This is a genomic window from Alloalcanivorax gelatiniphagus (genome assembly GCF_005938655.1).
In the GTDB taxonomy this organism is placed as follows: Bacteria; Pseudomonadota; Gammaproteobacteria; order Pseudomonadales; family Alcanivoracaceae; genus Alloalcanivorax; species Alloalcanivorax gelatiniphagus.
Genome location: NZ_VCQT01000008.1, coordinates 61,396 through 81,853 on the forward strand (window position 1 = coordinate 61,396; position 20,458 = coordinate 81,853).

The window sequence follows — 20,458 nt, forward strand, 5'->3', positions numbered from 1 at the left end:
TCCTGGCCGGGCCCGCCCCGCCACGGGTATACTCGCCCCACAGCCCAAGCAGGTTTTTGTATGCAAATCCGTCTCGCCAATCCCCGCGGTTTCTGCGCCGGCGTGGACCGCGCCATCGAAATCGTCAACCGGGCCCTGGACGTGTTCGGGCCGCCGGTCCATGTGCGCCACGAGGTGGTGCACAACCGCTATGTGGTCGACGGGCTGCGCGAGCGCGGCGCGGTGTTCGTGGAGGAACTGCACGAGGTACCCGATGACGCCATCGTCATTTTCAGTGCCCACGGGGTCTCCAAGGCGGTGCGCGAGGAAGCGGAGCGGCGCGGGCTGCGCGTGTTCGATGCCACCTGTCCGCTGGTTACCAAAGTGCATATGGAAGTGATCCATTACGCCCGCGAGGGCCGTGAGGCGATTCTGATCGGCCACCAGGGGCACCCGGAGGTGGAGGGCACCATGGGCCAGTACGACACCTCCAAGGGCGGGCGCATGTACCTGGTCGAGGACGAGGACGACGTGGCCGGCCTGCAGGTGCAGGACCCGGATAACCTGGCGTTCGTCACCCAGACCACCCTCAGCGTCGACGACACGGCGCGCATCATCGATGCGCTGCGCGGCCGCTTCCCCAACATTCTCGGGCCCAAGCGCGAGGACATCTGCTACGCCACCACCAACCGCCAGGACGCGGTGCGTCAGCTGGCGCTGGAATGCGACCTGGTGCTGGTGGTCGGCTCGGTGAACAGCTCCAACTCCAACCGCCTGCGGGAGCTGGCGGAGCGCTGCGGCACCGAGGCCCACCTGCTGGACGACCCCACCATGGTCGATCCCACCTGGCTGGACGGCAAACAATCCGTGGGCGTCACCGCCGGCGCCAGCGCGCCGGAGGAGCTGGTGCACCAGGTGGTGGCCCGTCTGCGCCAGCTGGGCGGGCAGGATGCCCAGGAAATCCCCGGCCGCGAGGAGAACATCCGCTTCTCCATGCCAAAGGCGCTGCGGCCCTGATCCTACCCCGGGCGGCGTCCCGCTGCCTGGGAATGCTCTCCCAAAACCATGAACCGGTTCACTGTTGCTTCACGGTTGTTGCCGCTTGGCGCAAGGAAGGCACCGCTCGTCCAAGTGCCGTTGCCTGCTTTTTGTAATTGAGACAGTGTGATCACCTTAATTGGGGTAACGGAGTGCCGTGGTGATCGACGCACGCTCAGACGCACGCACAAACGCCCGCGCAAAGGGGCAGGGCTTCACCATTATCGAGCTGATGCTGACGATTGGCCTGGCGGGAATACTACTGGCCATCGCCGTGCCCTCGTTCCGCTCGGTCACCGCCAATATCGCCCTGCGCTCCAGCGCCGCTGATCTGATCACCGCCATCAATACCGCCCGAGCCCAGGCGGTGAACCTGCGCAAGCCGGTGCTGCTGCGGCCTCTGGGCAACTCCTGGAACGACGGCTGGGAAGTGTTCTACGACAGTTCCGACACGGAAGGCGACCAGAGCTTTCTGCCCGCCGGGGCGGTCACCGTGGAATCGGCCAGCGATGAAGTGGAGTTTCTGCCCTCCGGCCTGATCGCCGCGGACGCGGAGTTCAAGATCTGTGACGACCGCAGCGGAGAGAGCGGCCGGCGTATTCACGTGGGCCGCTTCGGCGTGGTCAGTAACACCGTGATCACCTGTGGTTGAAGAAGGTTGGAGACCGCTATGAGACAGCAAACCGGGGTGGGCATGGTGGAAATTCTGGTCGCCCTGCTGGTTCTTGCCATCGGCGTGTTGGGCTATGCGGGCCTGCAGCTGAGCGCACTGAAAGGCTCGGAAAGCGCCCAGATACGGGCTCAGGCCACCGCCCTGGCCCGTGATGCGCTGGAACGCATTCTCGTCAATGAAGCCGCTCGGCCGCTCTACCTGGACCGCGACGAGTGGGGGGTCGACCAGCGGTCCTTCGGTGACGCGCCCCCCATGGACTGTTACGACAACACCTGCACCTCCGCGGAAGTGGCCGCCTGGGACATTGAGGAATTGGCTTGGCAGGCCGGTAACCTGCTGCCTGCCGGCCGCATCCAGGTTCAGGCCTGCGGCGGCATTACCAGCTGCGTGGTGGTGGCCTGGCACGATCAAGACATTGACGATTGCATCAGCAATGGGCAGATCGCCGCCGACGAGGGCACCGAATGCGTGGTCATGGAGGCGGCACGATGAAAACCCCCAAACACATGGCCGGTTTCAGCTTGGTGGAATTAATGGTGGCCATGGTCCTCGGCCTGCTGATCACCGCCGCCGCCGTATCCCTGTTTTCCACCAACCAGCGCACCTTCGCCTTGCAACAGGCCATGAGCGAGGCCCAGGAGCAGGGCCAGCTGGCGATGCGCTTTATCAGTCAGGACCTGCAGCTAACCGGTTACGTGAGCGACCTGGTGGGTTCCGTTGATTACCCCGGCGTGAACCTGGAAGCCGTTGGGGACATACCGGGCTCCGCCGACAGCGCGAACGGCAGCAATGATCGGCTCACCATCAGCCACCATGGGCGCGCCGACTGCACCGGCACCACCTTGACGCCGGCGGTGATGACCGAAGTGGTGAACAGTTACTGGGTGGACGACGACGGCAACCTGAAATGCCGGGGAAACCTGTCTACGGACAGTGTCATCCTGCTCAAGGATGTACGCAGCTTCCAGGTGCTCTACGGCATCGACCAGACCGAGGATAGGGTGGCCTTCGCTTCGCGGTACGTGAAAGCCAGCGATGTGGGTGTCAATCCGGTGGTCGCGGTGAAGATCGCCCTGCTGCTTGAGAAACCGTTGCCATCATTGGGAGGGGGTGATGAGGAGCGGACTTTTTATCTTCTGGATCACCAGGAGGCGGTGAACGAAGGAGGGAAACTGCTCCGACAGTTCCTGTCCACCGTGGCGATTCGTAACTACCGTTGGGGTGAAGTATGAAACTGACTTCTCCAATCTCGTCCGTGCGTGCCCAGCGAGGTGTGGCCCTGCTGATCGCGCTGCTGATTCTGGTGATTGTTTCCCTGATGGGGGTCACGGCGATGAAGACAAGCATGTTCAGCGCGAAGATTTCCACCGGCACCCAGGTGGACGCCATGGCGTTCGAGGGTGCCGAATCGGCGGTCGCCGATGCCTACGCTTATCTGTATGGCCTTGAGGGCTTGGAATTGCAGCCTTTGTTCAACGGCCAGATCATCTATCGTTGCCTCAGCGGCGACACCGTAAAAGATACGGCTTGTGAGGGTAATGAGCGGTTGGACTCGCGCGGAATGGTCCAGGCCCAGTCCCGCATCCGCCAGAATGGAGCTGAGCCAGTCGATGGGCAGGAGATCAGCTATAGCGGTGGTGGGTCTACGGTGGTGGATTATACCTTCGAAATCATGGGTGACTCAGAAGTAGACGATTTTAAAATCGATAACCATCATCTTCAGCAGGCACTAAAGCGTGGTTTGTTCGTGCCGTCGGATTTCAGCGGTAGGCGTGTTTCATCGCAACCGTGATAGAAGTGAGAGGGAATGGATCATGAACAGGTCTTTATTTTTCTGCTTTTTGCTCGGCGCTGTTTTTCTTTCGCCGACCAGTCTGCACGCTGATGATACCGAAATCTATTTTGCTCAGGCGGATGTTAATAACGAGAGTAACGAGCAGATTGCGAACGTTCTTTTCCTGATCGATACCTCGGGCAGTATGTGTGATCCGCCCTTTGGCAGTCGGGATTGTTCCCGCAATGATACCAAGATGGCGCAGTTGAAGGTCGCCTTCTCGGAAGTGGTGGACGGCCTCAGCGATGGCGTGCGCATCGGCGTGGGGAAATTCAATGGCGGCGCGGAAAATTCTGGCTACGGCGGTTATGTGTTCTATCCGGTGAGCGATATGGACGACGCCTCGCGCCAGGAGGTCAAGCAATTGGTAAGCGGCCTGCAAGGCACCTCCAACACTCCGACCATGGAAGCCTACTCGGAAATGGCCCGTTACATGATGGGGTTGCCGCCGTCCGGTTACGCGATTTACGGGGAGGCTGGTGAAGACGAGCCGCGCATGTCGGTGAACCTGCAGCGTGTTTGCAAGGATCAGCGCTGGTGGGGATGTAACCGCTACGAAATCGTGAGCAGTGATCGCTACACCTCGCCCATGAACTTGGAAAACCAGTGCGAATCGAACCACATTATCGTCATGACCGATGGTGACCCGACCCAGGATTCCGATTACTCCAGTGCCAGGGATCTTACCGGTGGCTACTGCAATGGCTCCTACAGCTGCCAACGTCGAATTGCGTCCTGGCTACTGGATGAGACACGCAACTCGAAAGGGCGCTCAGTGCGCACCTGGCAGGTGGCGTTCGGGGTGAGTAATGGCTCTTCCCAGATCAACAACATGAGAAACGTGGCGGTCGACGGCGGCACGGAGGATGTGCGCTTGGCGGACAATGCCAGTGAACTGGCCGCGGAATTCAACGATATCCTGAACCTGATCGCGGAAGATGCGCAGACCATCAGCTCGCCGGGTGTTTCGGTGAACCAGAACAACCGTCTGTCACACCTGGACCAGATTTATTACGGTATGTTCAAACCAGAGAAGACCTCGGTCTGGCCCGGAAACTTGAAGCGCTACCGTCTGCAGGGGGGCCGGGTAGTGGATTCCAACGGCAATGCAGCCCTGGACACCGAAACCGGCTACGTTCGCGAAAGCGCTAAGAGCTTTTGGACCGATGGGGAGCCGGATGGGCCGGATGTTCGCAAAGGGGGGGCGGTTGGTGAGCTGTCCAATCGCAAGCTGATTATCGGAAACGCGGACGGTAGCGGCTCTTATACTCTGGATGCGGACAGACTGGAAGATATGGATGCGGAAGATTTTGGCATCCCGGACAATGCCGTTCCAGCTTTCAATACCAAGGAAGAGGTTTACCAGGCACTGCTTACGCTCTGGGGCGATCCGATGCACGGCGAGCCTCTTCTGGTGAACTATAAGGTCGATCAGGACGGCGCCGACGCTGACGATCAGGTCAATTATGTGTTCGTGGCTACCAATGGGGGCATGTTGCATGCCATTGACACCAAGGATGGCACGGAAAAATTTGTCTTCATGCCGGATGAAATGCTCAAGAAGGCTTATGACCTGGTGCGCTCTCCTCCCTTGAAGGAGAACAATATCCGCAGCCTTTATGGCATGGATGGTAGCTGGGTGGCGTACCGCACCGCCAAGGCCAATGGTGATGCCGATGATGTCTACATCTATGGTGGCATGCGGCGCGGTGGTAGCAATTACTACGCCTTGGATGTTTCGGATATCAATAATCCGAGTTTGAAATGGCGCATCCGTGGTGGTTGGGCGGATGAATCCTCCACCGCGAATGCGGACAGCGGCTTCAGCCGGTTGGGTCAGACCTGGTCCACCCCGACTTTGACGTACGTTAGTGTCGGAGACTCCATCAAGCCGGTGCTGGTTTTCGGTGGGGGTTATAACCCCGAAGGTCATGATACGGCTGGCAGTCGACCGGGGCAGGATAGCCTTGGCAATGCGGTGTATATGGTTGATGCCTTTAGCGGGGACCGACTCTGGTCTATTGGCAAGGATGATGCGACGACCCAGGTTGCTGATATGAAGTGGGCCGTACCAGGTGCCATCTCGGTGGTGGATCTGAATTTTGATGGTCTGGCGGATTATCTCTATTTCGCGGATCTGGGCGGCCAGATATTCCGTGTGAATCTGGACAATGACGCCGGCAGTGCCTCGGAGGTGGTTGACGGTGTGGTGCGCCTGGCCAGCTTAGGTGGAAGCGGTGTACCGGATCACCGGCGCTTTTACGAGGCGCCCGCGATCGGATACAGCAGAACGGGCCGGCGCGAAACTTTATACGTGGCTGCCGGTTCGGGCTATCGGGCACATCCGTTGGACACTAATACGGAAGAGGGCTTTTTCGTCGTCGCGGACAGGAATTTCAAGAGCACCACACAGGGAACGCCGGTCACGCTGAGCGATCTGCCGCGAGTGAATGGTGCGAATCCCCCTACTCTTGACGGATCTGGAGATGGTTGGCGAGTGGCCTTTGAACGCGACGGCGAAAAAGTAATGTCTTCGCCGACCATCGCCGAAGGGTCGGTCATGTTCACCACTTACGTTCCGACTACTGCGGACGAAGACCCGGACCCCTGTGTCGTACGCTACGGTAACGCCTATGCCTATCGGGCGGGCTTGATCACCGGCGAGGCTCGATCCTTCACCAACGACGGTAGTGTGCCCGGGGGCGGAGATGACGGCGAAGGTGACAATGGCGGTGATGATGGCGGCGACGGCAGCGATGGCGGTGGCGATGGCGACAACGGCGGTGGTGGTGGCGATGATTGGGGCGGAGAGAAGCTGGATACCGGTGGTATCCCCCCTAGCCTCGACGTAATCCACACTGAATCCGGGGATATTGTTGTCTGTGCTGGTTTGGTGTGCCCCGGCATGATTGATCCTGACTACGCCATGTTCCGAAAGCAGCGCTGGTATCCGATGGACAAGAACGAGGCTAACCAGTACTTCCCGCCAAGCCAGGAGGATGACCAATGAGCGAGACCATCAACAGGCAGAGCGGTTTCACGCTGATCGAGTTGATGATCGTGGTGGTGATCGTGGCGATTCTGGCCGCCATCGCCTACCCGTCCTACACCAATCAGGTGCGCGAAACCCGTCGCTCCGAGTACCAGGGCAAGCTGATGGATCTGGCCGCTTCCCTGGAGAGTTACCGGGCGCGCCACTTTTCCTACAAGGACGCGGGCAGCAAGCTGGCCAGCCTGGCACCGGAGCTGGCCAACAGTGACTATTACACCGTGACCATCAACGTTACCGACAACGATCAGCGCTACAACGTGCTGGCCACGCCCAAGGGCGCGCAGAGCGGTGATGGCCTGTTGCGCCTGGACAGCGAGGGCCGTACCTGCTTCGTCAAGGACGGCTCCTGTACCTTGGGCTCCTCGCCGGCCTGGGGCAAACGCTGATTCACTCAGGGGCAGCGGGCACCCGGGTCCGGTTCGATGCGCGCGGTGCCCATCACGGTCATGACGATGCGGCGTGCCTGGCGCCGGTTGCAGATCAGGAAGTGGCCGTTCTGGTAGTAGAGGTTGCCGCGCCGGCCATAGCGTAGTGCCTCGCCGCGAAAGCGCCGCCATTCCAGGGTGGTGCCGGCGGGCAGGCGCAGCCGTTCCAGAATGTCCCGCTCGGAGATCTGGCCGTCGTCGTCCCGGTCGGAGGCCAGCAGCAGACGGTCGGTGGTGCGGAAGCGTTCGCAGTGGCTGTGCCCGTCGCACAGCAGCAGCGGCCCGCGGGTAAACGCCTCGGCCCGGGCGCGATGCATCAAACCGAGAATGCCGTTGCTGGCGGCGATCACCCGCTGGGTCGGAATCAGCTCCGCGTTCAGGTAATGGCCAGCGGCGGCCAGAATCGCCACCACCAGTAACGTGGTCAGACACTCCACCAGTGTGAATCCTTTGCTTTCCATGGGGTTTCCTCATCCTTGAGTGGGGGCCGGGAGAGCGTCCCGCCGGCCCGGTTATTGATCCGTCGCAAGGTGACCGTCGATCACCAATATCCGGTTTCAGTTTACGTCCCCGCGGGCTCGCGCCCTGTGTTACCTTTGCTCCCTTTCCTGTCATCCAAACACCACAAAACACTATGGCTGATGTATTAATCGTGGGCGGTGGCATCGTCGGTCTGCTGAGCGCGCTGGAGCTGGCGGATCGTGGCCGCGAGGTGGTGCTGGTGGACGCGCCCTCCCTGCACCCGCCGGCGTCCTGGGCCGGTGGTGGCATTCTGTCGCCGCTGTATCACTGGCGTTATCCGGAGCCGATGAACCGGCTCACCCTGGACGGGCCACGGCGCTACCGGGCTCTGGTGCGGCGGCTGGCCGGGCCGGCGCTGGCCGCCGCGGACCTGAACGAGAGCGGTTTGTGGGTGGAAGCCGCCGGCGAGGAAGCGGAGCGCGGCCTGGCCTGGGCGCAAGACCATGGCCAGCGCTGCCAGGTGGCGCCGCTGAGCGCGCATCTGCCCGCCGGCCGGGCCGGCGAGGGGCTGTGGTTTCCGGACGTGGGCAACATCCGCAACCCGCGCATGTTGAAGGGGCTGCGCGACGGCCTGGCGGCGCTGGGCGTGACCCGGGTCGAGGCGCGGGTCACCGAGGTGACGCCAACGGCGCGGGGCGGCGAGGTAATCCTGGACAACGGTGAGCGGCTGGCCGCGCCAACGGTGCTGATCAGCGCCGGGGCCTGGAGTGCCTCGCTGCTGGCGCCGCTGGGCGTCTCATTGCCACTGTTCCCCGCCAAGGGCGAAATGCTGCTCTACCGGTTGCCGCCGGGGCAGGTGCGCGCCACGATTCTGACCGAGCAGGGCTACCTGATTCCCCGCAGCGATGGCGCGGTACTGGCCGGCTCCACCCTGACCCAGGGGGACGCCAGCACCTCACCCACGGCACCGGCCCGTCGGCGGCTGGAGACCATGGCGGTGAATATCCTGCCGATGCTGGCGGATTGCCAGCCTGCCCGTCACTGGGCCGGGGTGCGCCCGGGGGCGGCACGGGACTGGCCCTGGTTGGGCCCGGTGCCGGGCACCGATGGCATCTTCGCGGCGGTGGGGCATCACCGCAATGGGTTGGTGTCGGCGCCGGCCAGTGCCGAACTGCTGGCGCAGCTGATGTGCGGGGAAACGCCCTTTGTGGACCCGGCGGACTATTCGCTGGAATCGTCGTCGCCGTCGTCCTGATCCAGTTCCAGCTTTTTCAGCCGGTAGCGCAGGGAACGGAAGGTCATGCCCAGTTTCCTGGCGGCGGCGGTGCGGTTCCAATGGGTGGCGTCCAGCGCCCGCAGAATTTCCTGTTTCTCGATTTCCTGAAGGTAATCCTCCAGCGGTAGCTGCGGGTGGCGGCCGGGCACCTGGCCGGCTTCCGGCCGGGCGCCCTGGTCGCCGGCGGGCAGGTGCAGATGGGCCGGCTCGATGCGCCGGTCCTCGCACAGGGTCATGGCCCGCTCCAGAATATTTTCCAGTTCACGCACGTTACCGGGGAAGTCGTAGTCGCACAGGGCGGCCATGGCCGCTTCGCCGACCGCCGGTGGCGGCGTTTCCCAGGCATCGCCCAGACGCCGCAGCACATGTTCCACCAGGGCGGGGATGTCCTCGGTGCGCTCGCGCAGGGGCGGCACATGGGCCTCGATCACATTGAGCCGGTAGTAGAGATCCTGGCGGAAGCGGCCCGCGTTCATCTCCGCGCCCAGGTCCCGGTGGGTGGCGCAGAGAATGCGCAGGTTGACCGCCACTTCCCGTGACTCGCCCACCGGGCGCACGGTCTTTTCCTGGATGGCGCGCAGCAGTTTCACCTGCATATGCAGGGGCAGGTCGGCCACTTCGTCGAGAAACAGGGTACCGCCGTCGGCTTCGCGGAACAGACCCTTACGGTCCTCCACGGCGCCGGTGAAGCTGCCTTTGCGGTGGCCGAAGAACTCGCTCTCCATCAACTCGGAGGGAATGGCGCCACAGTTGACCGCCACGAACGGCTTCTCCCGGCGGGGGCCGAGACCGTGGATCAGCCGGGCCACCCGCTCCTTGCCGCTGCCGGATTCGCCGCTGATATAGATCGGTGCCTGGCTGCGCGCCAGCTTGCGGATCTGCTGTTTGAGGGCGGCCATGGCCGGGCCCTGGCCGATCAGGCTGTCTTCCTCGCCGCCGGCCGTGTCGTTGGCGCCGGTGCGGCTGATGCCCAGGCCGTCCTCGATCAGCTGGCGCAGGCGGTCCAGTGCCACCGGCTTGGCGATGAAATCGTAGGCCCCCAGTTTCATGGCCTCGGTGGCCATTTCCATATTGCCGTAGGCGGTGATCACCGCCACCGGCATCTGCGGGGCGCGGGCGGCGGCGTGGCGGATCAGATCCAGGCCGGTGCCGTCGCCCAGATTCATATCGGTGAGGCACAGATCGAAGGCGCCGCCGTCGAGCAGGCGCCGGCCTTCGTCCAGCGACGCCGCGGCGGTGGCGTCCAATTTCATTCTTCCCAGGGTGATGACGAGCAGTTCCCGCAAATCCGCTTCGTCATCCACTACCAAAACACGGGGCGTGGTTATTTTCATGGTTATTGAAACTGCCGATCCGGGTGGGCACAGGTTATCACAAAGCGCGCGCCCGGGCGGGCGTCCTCGTGGTCCAGGGTGGCCTGGTTGGCCTGACACAGCTGGCGGCTGACATACAGGCCCAGGCCGTTGCCCTGGTCGCTGGTGGTGTGGAAGGGTTCGAACAGGTGGGCGGCGGCCTGGGCCGACACCCCGGGGCCGTCGTCGCGGACCGCCACCCAGGGCAGGCCGGTGCGCGTGTGCTGGCCGTAGCTCAGGGTGACCCGGCTTGCCGGTCCGGCGTGGGCAAAGGCGTTGCCGATCAGGTTGTCCATCACCTGCTGAAACTGGCTGCGGTCGAAACGGATCTCCAGGCTGCCGTCCCCCTGTTCCACGCGCAGCCGCTCGGGCGCGGTGCCGCGCTGGTGCCAGCCGGCGGCCAGTTCCTCCACCGCATCGGCCAGCAGGAAGCGGGCCGCCTGGCCCCGGGGCCGCCGGGACAGGTCCAGCACGTCGCTGATAATGCCGTTCACCCGTTGCACATGGTTGCGGATGATGGTCAGCAGGCGGGCGTCCTCGGCGCTGGCGCCGTCCTCCTGGAGTAACTCGGCGGCCTGGCTGATGGCGCTCAGCGGGTTGCGGATCTCATGGGCCAGGGTGGCGGACAGGCGCCCCAGGGACGCCAGGTTCAACTGCTGGGCCTCCTGGGCGATGCGGGCGGTGTCCTCAAGAAATACCAGGGTCAGCGCTTCGTGGCCGGTGTCCAGGTCGGCGAAGCGGGAATTCACCTCCGGGGATTGCCGCGACAGCCGCAGCGGCGGCGGCACCAGGTGCGGCGCGTCTCGCCAATCGCGGTGGCGCTCGATCAGGGCCCGGGGCAGGTGCTGGCCGACCATGGACTGGGCGAAATAGCCGTCCGCCGAGGGGTTGGATTGCAGCACCTGATAGTCGTCGTCGAACACCATCACGCCGGTGCGCATGCGCGCCACGATCTGCTGATTGAGCGCTTCCAGGCGTTGGATCGCCACCCGCTGGCGGGCGGCGATCACTTCGCTGCGTTCCAGGCGGCTGGCGATCTGCTGGATGATCAGCGACACCATGAAGAAAGCAATGCCCAGCAGGCCCGCCTCGGTGAGCTGGAACGGGTCGCGGTCGCCGATCTGGGTGGCGAAATAGAACTGCTCGAACATCACGGTGAGGGTGGCCAGGGCGGCGATCAGAAAACCCAGGCGCCCGCGCAGAAGGATATTGCCGGCGGCCACGTTGACCAGCAGCAACACCGCCAGGCCCCCCTCCAGGCCGCCGTTGGAATGCACCACCAGCCCCAGTACCAGCACGTCGATGACCAGGGCCAGCGGCTGGGCCCAATTGGGCTTGCGCAGCCGCCGGGTGTAGTCGGCGGCGGAAGAGATCAGGGTCAGCAGCAGATAGGCGGAGACGGTGACTTCGAACAGCCGTGGCAGGTACTGCCCGATCATCCGGTCACTCAGATAAAACGAGGCCAGCAGCACCGCCGCGATGACGATGCGGTAAAGGTTGTAGATGCGCGCCGCGGTCCAGCTAGAGTTCATGCCGCTCCAGGTACAGGCGCTGGTGTTCCTGGCTGCAGAACGCCAGCCCGCGATGGCGGAATGACTCGCCCTCCGGAACGTGCACGCCGCACTGGCGGCATTTGATCATTTTCTCGCTGCGCGGCGCGGCATCGCGCCCGCCGCCGCTGGCGCCACCGGAGGCGTTCAGCAGGCGCCGGGCCAGCCGCCAGCCGAGATACACCACCGCCGCCAGAATCAGCAGCCGAATCAAACCCATGTGGATCTCCCCTAAGGCCCGACCGGGCTGTTGTCTGTGAAGGGCGGGCGGCTACAGAGTACAATCAGCGCTCCACGGAGAAAAGGCGGTACTATGCGACTCGTAATGGCCCAGCGGAATCCGCTGGTCGGCGATATTGAAGGCAACGCCCGGGCGGTGGTGGCCGCCACCCGCGAAGCGCGCACCCTGCTGGGCGCGGAACTGGTGCTGTTCCCCGAGTTGATGCTCACCGGTTACCCCCCGGAAGACCTGTTGCTGCGCCCCAGCCTCAATACCCGCATCGATGAAGCGCTGGCCAGCATTGGCGAGAGCATCGAGGTTCCGGTGGTGATCGGCTATCCGGCGGTGCGCAACGGCGTGCGCCGCAATACCGCCGGGGTGCTGTTCCCCGGCGACAGCCGCCCGCGCCACGAATATTTCAAACAGTGCCTGCCCAACTACCGGGTGTTCGACGAAAAACGCTACTTCCAGGCCGGCGACCAGCCCTGCGTGTTTGAACTGGGCGGCGAGCGGCTGGCGCTCACCATCTGCGAGGACATCTGGTTTCCGCAGCCGGCGGCGCGGGCCGCCGAGGCCGGCGCCACCTGCGTGCTCAACCTGAACGCCTCGCCGTTCCGGTTGGGGAAACAGGACGAACGCATTGAGCAGGTGCAGGCCCGGGCCCGGGAAACCGGCCTGCCGGTGCTGTACTGCAACCTGATCGGCGGCCAGGACGAACTGGTGTTCGACGGCGCCTCCTTCGTGGTCGCCGGTGATGGCGAGGTGCGGGTGCAGGGCGCCAGCTTCGAGGAAGCCCTGGTGCCGGTGGACCTGGCCCACGAGCACGGCGGGCTGACGCCGCGCGGCGAGATGCTGCCGCCGCCGGAGGCGGAGGAAAGTCTGTACCGCGCTCTGGTGCTGGCGACCCGGGACTACGTCAACAAGAACGGTTTCAAGGGCGCCCTGCTGGGGTTGTCCGGCGGCATCGATTCGGCGCTGACCCTGGCGGTGGCGGTGGACGCCCTGGGCCCGGAACGGGTGGAGGCGGTGATGATGCCGTTCCGCTATACCGCGGCGATCAGCATCGAGGACGCGGAGCAACAGGCCCGCGCCCTGCGGGTGCACTACCGGGTGCTGCCCATCGAGCCGGCGTTCAACGGCTTCATGGAGATCCTCGAGGAACCGTTCGCCGGGCTCTCCACCGACACCACCGAGGAAAACCTGCAGGCGCGCTGCCGCGGCGTGCTGCTGATGGCGCTGTCCAACAAAGGCGGCTCGGTGGTGCTGACCACCGGCAACAAGAGCGAAATGGCGGTGGGCTACGCCACCCTCTACGGTGATATGGCCGGCGGCTTCTCGGTGCTGAAGGACGTGTTCAAAACCTCGGTGTACAGCATCGCCCGCTGGCGCAATCAGAAAGCCGGCAGCGAGATTATCCCGGAACGGGTGATCACCCGGCCGCCCTCGGCGGAACTGGCCCCGGACCAGGTGGACTCGGACTCGCTGCCCGGTTACGACGAGCTGGATGCGATCCTGGAGCGGTATGTGGAGCAGGACATGAGCGCCGAAGCGGTGATCCGCGACGGCTTCGACCGCGACACCGTGTACCGGGTGGTGAAGCTCACCGACCGCAACGAGTACAAGCGCCGTCAAGCGGCGGTGGGGCCCCGGGTCAGCCGCCGCGCCTTCGGCAAGGACCGGCGTTATCCGATCACCAATGGTTGGCGGCCCGGGGATTGAGGCAGCGCGGCTGAAGCCGCTCCCACGGCGAATCCATCGACCGTAGGAGCGGCTTCAGCCGCGATAAGGGTTACAACAAATCGAAGGTCAGCAGACTCAGCAGGCCTTTGTGTTCATTCGGCCACCAGGCCAGATCCACCTCGCCGTCCTTGTCCAGGTAGCCGCTGTCCGGGTAGTTGTCCTGGAGGATACGGCGGCTTTTGGCGGCCAGCTCCGGCTGATCCAGGCGCTGGTAGCCGGCGGTCATGATCGCCAGGGCCTCCGGCACCAGCGGCGTGCGCTGGTAGTGCTGGACCACGTACTGGGCCCGGTTGATGGCGGCGATGTAGGCGCCGCGGCGGGCATAGTAGCGGGCCACGTGCAGTTCATGGCGGGCCATTTCGTTGCGGATAAACACCATGCGGCTGCGGGCATCCGGCGCGTACTCGCTGTCCGGGAAGCGGGTCACCAGGCGCTCGAAATCCTCGAAGGAGTCGGTGGCGGAGGTCAGATCCCGGGCGGATTTGTCGGTGGTCATGAAGGAGTCGAAGAAGCTGCGCTCCATATAGAAGTTGGCCAGGCCCTGCATGTACAGCGCGTAGTCCAGCCTCGGGTGGGCCGGGTAGCTACGCATGAATCGCTGGGCGGCGACCACGGTTTCCGGGTACTCCTGGGACCGGAAGTGGGCGTAAATCAGGTCCAGCTGCGCCTGTTCGGCGTAGCGGCCATAGGGGAAGCGGGCCTCCAGTTCCTTGAGCCGGTCGATGGCCGTCAGGTAGTTATTGGAGTCCATGGCGCTCTGCGCCTCACGATATTGGGCGGCCTCGGTACGTTCCGGGCTTTCCTCCGGCTTGCTGGCGCAGGCGCCCAACAACAGGGCGGCCAGCAGCGGCCATATCAGTCTCGGCATTTTTTCCTCGGTACGACGGGGTACAATGGTGCGCCTATTGTAATCACAGGTCGGACTATGGGACATCTTGGCGGCGAGAAAATTCAGCGCACCGAGCAGGTGAGCGAGCAGTACGCCGGGTCAAGGCTGGATCAGGCCGCCGCCGAATTGTTCGACGGCTTCTCCCGATCACGGCTGCAAGGCTGGATCAAGGACGGTGTACTCACCGTCAACGGCCGCCCGGCGCGGCCCAAGGACAAGCTGCTGGGCGGCGAGGCTCTGACCCTGGAGGTGGAGCTGGAACCGGAGATCGACGACCGGCCCCAGGCCATCGAACTGCCGGTGGTTTATGAGGACGAGGACCTGATGGTGATCAACAAGCCGTCCGGTCTGGTGGTGCACCCGGCCGCCGGCCACGCCGATGGCACCCTGCTCAACGGCCTGCTGCACCTGGACCAGCGCCTTTCCGGTCTGCCCCGGGCCGGTATCGTGCACCGGCTGGACCGGGACACCACCGGCCTGATGGTGGTGGCGCGCTCGGTGGAGGCGCACACTGGCCTAGTGGCGCAGCTGCAGGACAAGAGCCTGTACCGCGAGTACGAGGCGGTGGCGGTGGGCGTGATGACCGGCGGCGGTACCGTGGACGCGCCCATGGGGCGCCACCCGGTGGATCGCAAGCGCCAGGCGGTGGTGGAGCACGGCGGCAAGAACGCGGTGACCCACTATCGGGTGCTGGACCGCTACCGGGCCCACACCCGGGTGCAGGTGCGCCTGGAAACCGGCCGCACCCACCAGATCCGGGTGCACCTGGCCTACCGCCGCTACCCGCTGGTGGGGGATCCCTTGTACGGTGGGCGCCTGAAGTTGCCCGCCGGCGCCAGCGAACAGCTGCGCGAGACCCTGCGCCGGTTCCCCCGCCAGGCCCTGCACGCTCGAAAACTGGGGCTGGTGCACCCGGCCAGCGGCGAATACCTGGAATTCGAGGCACCCCTGCCGGCGGATTTCCAAGCACTGATCCAGGCCCTGGAGGCGGATCGGGAGGACCCATGACCCTGCCCGACATCAGCCAGTGGCTGCACCCGGAGTGGCGCCCCCATCCCCGGGTGCGCACCCTGGTCACCACCCGGCTGGGGCGGCACTCGCCGCCCCCCTGGCACGGCTTTAACCTGGGCATGAACTGCGGTGACGAACCGGAACGGGTGGAGCAGGCCCGTCGCCATCTGCACAAGCTGCTGGGCACCGACCATCCGCCGGCCTGGCTGCGCCAGGTGCACGGGGACCGGCTGATCGCCGCCGGCGACCCGGACAACGAGGCCGACGGCGTGTGGACCGACCAGGCCGGCTGGCCCTGTGCGGTGCTCACCGCGGACTGCCTGCCGGTGCTGCTGGCGCGTACCGACGGCAGCGCGGTGGCGGCGGTGCACGCCGGCTGGCGCGGGCTGCGCGCCGGCATTCTGGCGCGGGCGGTGGCCACGCTGGCCCCGGATGGCCAGGCCCTGTCCGCCTGGCTGGGGCCGGCGATTTCCGACCGCGCCTATCAGGTGGGGGAGGACGTGCACCGGGCATTTCTGGCCCTGGGCCCGGAGTATGCGCGGGCCTTCAGCCGGGACAGCCAGCCCGGCCACTGGCGCTTTTCTCTTACCCACGCGGCCAGCCTGGCCCTGGCGGCGGCCGGCGTGGCCGACATCGCCGGCGGCGACCATTGCACCGCCTCGGACCCGCGCCATTTCTATTCCTACCGGGCGGAGGGCCAGACCGGTCGTTTCGCCAGCCTGATCTGGTTGGCGCCGGCCTGACGGCCCGGGGGGGGGAATACGCCCCCGTAGGAGCGGCTTCAGCCGCGATCCTGTTTGACCCTGATCAATATCCACCGTCCCGCCTCTTGAAACCTTCACGTAAGCCCGCATTTTAAGTTCAGTTTTTGAACAGTCGGCCGAGGGCCGGTCGCCGTTTGACGGGGCCGCCCCGGCGCGCAGAAGGAGTACACAGAATGAGAATGGACAAACTGACTTCCCGGCTTCAGGAAGCCATCGGCGAGGCCCAGTCCCTGGCCGTGGGGCAGAGCCATACCGCCATCGAACCGGTGCATCTGCTGCTGGCGCTGCTTCAGCAGCAGGGCGGGGTGGCGGCGCCGTTGCTGGAAAAAGCCGGCGCCAACCCGGCGGACGTGATCACCGCCCTGAAAATGGCCATGGACAAGCTGCCCACCGTGGGCCAGTTCACCGGTGACGTGCAGCTGTCGCAAAATCTGGCCCGCCTGTTGAATCTGGCGGACCGTGAGGCGCAGCAGCACGGTGACCAGTACATCTCCACCGAGGCGGTGCTGCTGGCGGCCTGTGAGGACAGCGGCGATGTTGGCAAGCTGATGAAGAACGCCGGCGTCAAGAAGGCGGTGCTGGCGGAGAAAATTCAGGAAGTGCGCGGTGGTGAGTCGGTCAACGACCCCAACGCCGAGGACAAAATGGAAGCTCTTAAGAAATACACCACCGACCTTACCGAGCGGGCGGAAAGCGGCAAGCTGGACCCGGTGATCGGCCGGGACGACGAAATCCGCCGGACCATTCAGGTGCTGCAGCGCCGCACCAAGAACAACCCGGTGCTGATCGGCGAGCCCGGCGTGGGCAAGACCGCCATCGTCGAGGGCCTGGCCCAGCGCATCGTCAACGGCGAGGTGCCGGAAGGCCTCAAGGACAAGCGCGTGCTGTCCCTGGACATGGCCGCCCTGATCGCCGGCGCCAAGTACCGTGGTGAATTCGAGGAGCGCCTCAAGGCGGTGCTCAACGAGCTGTCCAAGCAGGAAGGCCGCATCATTCTGTTTATCGACGAGCTGCACACCATGGTTGGCGCCGGCAAGGCCGACGGTGCCATGGACGCCGGCAATATGCTCAAGCCGGCCCTGGCCCGGGGTGAGCTGCACTGCGTGGGCGCCACCACCCTGGACGAATACCGTCAGCACATCGAAAAAGACGCCGCCCTGGAGCGCCGCTTCCAGAAAGTGCTGGTGGATGAACCCTCGGTGGAGGACACCATCGCTATCCTCCGTGGCCTCAAGGAACGCTACGAGGTGCACCATGGCGTGGACATCACCGACGGCGCCATTATCGCCGCCGCCAAGCTCAGCCATCGCTACATCACCGACCGGCAGCTGCCGGACAAGGCCATCGACCTGGTGGACGAGGCGGCCAGCCGTATCCGCATGGAGATCGACTCCAAGCCGGAGGAAATGGACCGCCTGGACCGGCGCCTGATCCAGCTGAAGATGGAGCGGGAAGCGCTGCGCAAGGAATCCGACGAGGCCAGCCGCAAGCGGCTGGAAAAACTGGAAGAAGACATCGACGGCCTGGAGAAGGAATACGCCGACCTGGAGGAAATCTGGAACGCGGAGAAAGCGGCGTTGCAGGGTGCCCAGCAATACAAGGCGGAACTGGAGCAGGCCCGGGTGGACATGGAGCAGGCGCGCCGCGCCGGCGACCTGAACCGCATGTCCGAGCTGCAGTACGGCGTGATTCCGGACCTGGAAACCAAGGTGCGCCAGGCCCAGGAGCGCGAGGAAGCCGCCGGCCCGGTGGAAACCAAGTTGCTGCGCAACAAGGTGTCCGAGGAGGAGGTCGCCGAGGTGGTCTCCAAATGGACCGGCATTCCGGTGTCGAAAATGCTGGAAGGCGAGCGCGACAAGCTGCTGCGCATGGAAGAAGAGCTGCACAAGCGGGTGATCGGCCAGGACGAGGCGGTCACCGCCGTGGCCAACGCGGTGCGCCGCTCCCGGGCCGGCCTGGCCGACCCCAACCGGCCCAACGGCAGCTTCCTGTTCCTGGGCCCCACCGGGGTGGGCAAGACCGAGCTGTGTAAGGCGCTGGCCGGCTTCCTGTTCGATACCGAGGAAGCCATGGTGCGCATCGACATGTCCGAGTTCATGGAGAAGCACTCCGTGGCGCGGCTGATCGGCGCACCCCCGGGCTATGTGGGCTACGAGGAGGGCGGTTACCTGACCGAGGCGGTACGCCGCAAACCCTACTCGGTGGTGTTGCTCGACGAGGTGGAGAAAGCCCACCCGGATGTGTTCAACGTGCTGCTGCAGGTGCTGGAAGACGGCCGCCTCACCGACGGCCAGGGCCGCACCGTGGACTTCCGCAACACGGTGGTGGTGATGACCTCCAACCTGGGTTCCGACCTGATCCAGCGTCTTGCCGGTGTCGAATCCGGTGATAAGGAGAAGGATTACGACGCCATGAAGGACGCGGTGATGGAAGTGGTGGCCACCCACTTCCGCCCGGAGTTCATCAACCGGGTGGACGAGACGGTGGTGTTCCACCCGCTCGGCCAGGGCCAGCTCAAGGGCATCGCCGCCATCCAGCTGGACTACCTGCGCAAACGGCTGGTGGAGCGCGAGATGGATCTGGAATTGTCCGACGCGGCGCTGGACAAGCTGGTGGAGGCGGGCTTCGACCCGGTGTACGGCGCACGGCCACTGAAACGGGCAATCCAGTCCCAGCTGGAAAACCCGCTGGCCCAGGCGCTGCTCAAGGGCGAGTTTGTCCCGGGCGACACCATCCGGGTGGATGTGGTCGACGGCAAGCTGAGCTTTACCAAAGCCTGACGCCATCGCCCCAGGCGCCCTTGACCAGCAACGCAAGTGCCCAACAACCAAGGGCCGGGATTCCCGGCCCTTTTTTTATGGTTCATCGCGGCTGAAGCCGCTCCTACGGTAACCCCGGCCGGTGACGGCGACCCCAAAGCGGAGCTGTGAGTAGGAGCGACTTCAGTCGCGATGACAGTAGCACCGGAGTTGATCGAGGAAGGGCGTCGCTTACTGAGCCGCCCCGGCCGGAGCGAAATGTCCGGCCAAAGCGCGATGAACCTTTTCGCCTGCCTTTCAGGGCTTGGCGCCGCGGTCCCGGCGGAACGGGAACGAGAGCTGCCGCACCACCCCTTCCGGCACCCGGGTGCTGGCCCGGGTGCCGTAGCGGGCGGCCAGCCGGTCTGGCATGAACAGGGTGCCGAACAGCTTGTCGTAAACCGGCAGAAAGGCGGCGTAGTTCTTGTCCACCGCCTCATCCTCGGAGGAGTGATGCCAATGGTGGAACTCCGGCGTGGCGATCAGCCAGCGCACCACGGGGAAGCGGAAGCGCACATTGGCGTGGATGAAGATGGCGTGGAACGAGATGAACACCAGATAGGCGTACACCGCCGACGGCGCGAAGCCGAACAGAAAGATCGGCAGATAGCCGGCGAAGCGGTTGGCGACGATTTCCACCAGATGCAGACGGGAAGAGGCCATCCAGTCCAACTGCTCGCTGGAATGATGCACGGCATGGAATTTCCACAGCCAGGGCACCTCGTGGAAGGCCCGATGAATCCAATAGCTGGCCAGATCCACCACCACCAGGATCTCGATGAACTGCAGCCACAGAGGCTGCGCCGCCACCCATTGTTGAAAGCCCACGTGCACATGGTCGTGCAGGAATACCTGAATCGGAATGATGGTGAAGAAGCTGATCAGCTGCACACCCACATGGCTGAACAGAAAGTACTTCATATCGGTGATCCAGCCCCGGCGCAGCACCCGCTGATCCCGATCCTTGGGATACAGCCGCTCCAGCGGGATAAACACCAGCGCCAGCACCAGCAGCGTCAGCACGAAGTAGTCCAGCCCGGCGTACAGGCTGCGCCCCTCCACGGCGGGCACATTGATGCGCCCGGAGCCGAGCAGGGCGGCCATGCAGGCCAGCACCATGCCCACCAGACCATAGCGGGCGTCCGGATGGCGCAGCACGCTGATAAAACCGGACACGAACGCCACGCCGATGCCGGCGAACAGGATCGCGCGCAGCACGCCGGCATTGTAGAAGCCCCGGAACTCCGGCGTGGTGAACCACTGAGGGAACAGGAAGCAGAAGCTGGCCAGCAGTGCCAGGCTGCCCAGCCCCACCGCCAGGGTGGCGCTGATGCGCCCCTGGCCGGGAGTCAGGTCCACGTCCTCGAAACGCTCACGCAAAAATCGACTCATGAC

17 protein-coding genes and 1 pseudogene are annotated in these 20,458 nt (G+C 64.5%); 12 read left to right on the forward strand and 6 right to left on the reverse strand.

Annotated features, from left to right (window positions below):
- The first annotated feature begins 60 nt into the window (after positions 1-60).
- The 7 genes and pseudogenes from ispH (at position 61) to FGS76_RS01455 (ending at position 6,962) form a co-directional block, all read left to right on the forward strand.
- Positions 61-996: a 4-hydroxy-3-methylbut-2-enyl diphosphate reductase gene (ispH, locus tag FGS76_RS01425; RefSeq protein ID WP_138770840.1), complete on the forward strand. Its 936-nt coding sequence runs from the start codon at positions 61-63 to the stop codon at positions 994-996.
- Between the two features lie 181 nt (positions 997-1,177).
- Positions 1,178-1,669, forward strand: a complete 492-nt coding sequence (locus tag FGS76_RS01430) for a GspH/FimT family pseudopilin (RefSeq protein ID WP_276607917.1) — start codon at positions 1,178-1,180, stop codon at positions 1,667-1,669.
- Positions 1,670-1,711: 42 nt separating this feature from the next.
- Positions 1,712-2,032, forward strand: a pseudogene (gene pilV / locus FGS76_RS19840) (type IV pilus modification protein PilV); the annotation flags it as partial.
- 146 nt (positions 2,033-2,178) lie between these two features.
- Positions 2,179-2,922 (forward strand): PilW family protein, encoded by a 744-nt coding sequence (locus FGS76_RS01440; protein ID WP_240692351.1) that lies wholly within the window; start codon positions 2,179-2,181, stop codon positions 2,920-2,922.
- Complete coding sequence (locus tag FGS76_RS01445) at positions 2,919-3,482, forward strand: PilX N-terminal domain-containing pilus assembly protein (RefSeq protein ID WP_138770844.1); 564 nt, start codon at positions 2,919-2,921, stop codon at positions 3,480-3,482. Before FGS76_RS01440 ends, FGS76_RS01445 begins: the two co-directional genes overlap by 4 nt.
- A 22-nt stretch (positions 3,483-3,504) precedes the next feature.
- Positions 3,505-6,534: a PilC/PilY family type IV pilus protein gene (locus FGS76_RS01450; RefSeq protein WP_138770845.1), complete on the forward strand. Its 3,030-nt coding sequence runs from the start codon at positions 3,505-3,507 to the stop codon at positions 6,532-6,534.
- Positions 6,531-6,962 (forward strand): type IV pilin protein, encoded by a 432-nt coding sequence (locus FGS76_RS01455; RefSeq protein ID WP_138770846.1) that lies wholly within the window; start codon positions 6,531-6,533, stop codon positions 6,960-6,962. The genes FGS76_RS01450 and FGS76_RS01455 overlap by 4 nt, the downstream gene beginning before the upstream one ends.
- A gap of 5 nt (positions 6,963-6,967) precedes the next feature.
- Here the strand turns inward: FGS76_RS01455 and FGS76_RS01460 are convergent, their stop codons facing one another.
- A complete protein-coding gene (locus FGS76_RS01460; protein WP_138770847.1) occupies positions 6,968-7,462 on the reverse strand; it encodes a GspH/FimT family pseudopilin in 495 nt (164 codons plus the stop codon).
- A 173-nt stretch (positions 7,463-7,635) separates the two neighbouring features.
- On the opposite strand from FGS76_RS01460, the gene FGS76_RS01465 reads away from it, so the two are divergent.
- A complete protein-coding gene (locus FGS76_RS01465; RefSeq protein WP_138770848.1) occupies positions 7,636-8,718 on the forward strand; it encodes an NAD(P)/FAD-dependent oxidoreductase in 1,083 nt (360 codons plus the stop codon).
- Here FGS76_RS01465 and FGS76_RS01470 read toward each other — a convergent pair.
- The 3 genes from FGS76_RS01470 to FGS76_RS01480 are packed head-to-tail and all read right to left on the reverse strand — an operon-like array spanning position 8,685 to position 11,861.
- A complete protein-coding gene (locus FGS76_RS01470; protein ID WP_138770849.1) occupies positions 8,685-10,073 on the reverse strand; it encodes a sigma-54-dependent transcriptional regulator in 1,389 nt (462 codons plus the stop codon). The two genes, FGS76_RS01465 and FGS76_RS01470, sit on opposite strands and share 34 nt — an antisense overlap.
- 2 nt (positions 10,074-10,075) lie before the next feature.
- Positions 10,076-11,623, reverse strand: a complete 1,548-nt coding sequence (locus tag FGS76_RS01475; protein ID WP_138770850.1) for a sensor histidine kinase — start codon at positions 11,621-11,623, stop codon at positions 10,076-10,078.
- Positions 11,613-11,861 (reverse strand): PP0621 family protein, encoded by a 249-nt coding sequence (locus FGS76_RS01480; RefSeq protein WP_138770851.1) that lies wholly within the window; start codon positions 11,859-11,861, stop codon positions 11,613-11,615. Before FGS76_RS01480 ends, FGS76_RS01475 begins: the two co-directional genes overlap by 11 nt.
- Positions 11,862-11,954: 93 nt before the next feature.
- On the opposite strand from FGS76_RS01480, the gene FGS76_RS01485 reads away from it, so the two are divergent.
- The gene (locus FGS76_RS01485) at positions 11,955-13,580 is read left to right on the forward strand and encodes an NAD+ synthase (protein ID WP_138770852.1); all 1,626 of its coding nucleotides are present in this window, start codon (positions 11,955-11,957) and stop codon (positions 13,578-13,580) included.
- 70 nt (positions 13,581-13,650) lie between these two features.
- Here the strand turns inward: FGS76_RS01485 and FGS76_RS01490 are convergent, their stop codons facing one another.
- Positions 13,651-14,469 (reverse strand): outer membrane protein assembly factor BamD, encoded by an 819-nt coding sequence (locus FGS76_RS01490; protein WP_138770853.1) that lies wholly within the window; start codon positions 14,467-14,469, stop codon positions 13,651-13,653.
- A gap of 57 nt (positions 14,470-14,526) precedes the next feature.
- On the opposite strand from FGS76_RS01490, the gene rluD reads away from it, so the two are divergent.
- The 3 genes from rluD to clpB all read left to right on the forward strand — a co-directional run bounded on the left by rluD (position 14,527) and on the right by clpB (position 19,045).
- Complete coding sequence (rluD, locus tag FGS76_RS01495; RefSeq protein WP_138770854.1) at positions 14,527-15,498, forward strand: 23S rRNA pseudouridine(1911/1915/1917) synthase RluD; 972 nt, start codon at positions 14,527-14,529, stop codon at positions 15,496-15,498.
- The gene (pgeF, locus tag FGS76_RS01500; RefSeq protein WP_138770855.1) at positions 15,495-16,244 is read left to right on the forward strand and encodes a peptidoglycan editing factor PgeF; all 750 of its coding nucleotides are present in this window, start codon (positions 15,495-15,497) and stop codon (positions 16,242-16,244) included. Before rluD ends, pgeF begins: the two co-directional genes overlap by 4 nt.
- A gap of 194 nt (positions 16,245-16,438) precedes the next feature.
- Complete coding sequence (gene clpB / locus FGS76_RS01505; protein ID WP_138770856.1) at positions 16,439-19,045, forward strand: ATP-dependent chaperone ClpB; 2,607 nt, start codon at positions 16,439-16,441, stop codon at positions 19,043-19,045.
- Positions 19,046-19,321: 276 nt separating this feature from the next.
- On the opposite strand, the gene FGS76_RS01510 is transcribed toward clpB, so the two are convergent.
- Complete coding sequence (locus FGS76_RS01510; protein WP_138770857.1) at positions 19,322-20,455, reverse strand: sterol desaturase family protein; 1,134 nt, start codon at positions 20,453-20,455, stop codon at positions 19,322-19,324.
- Positions 20,456-20,458 lie beyond the last annotated feature (3 nt).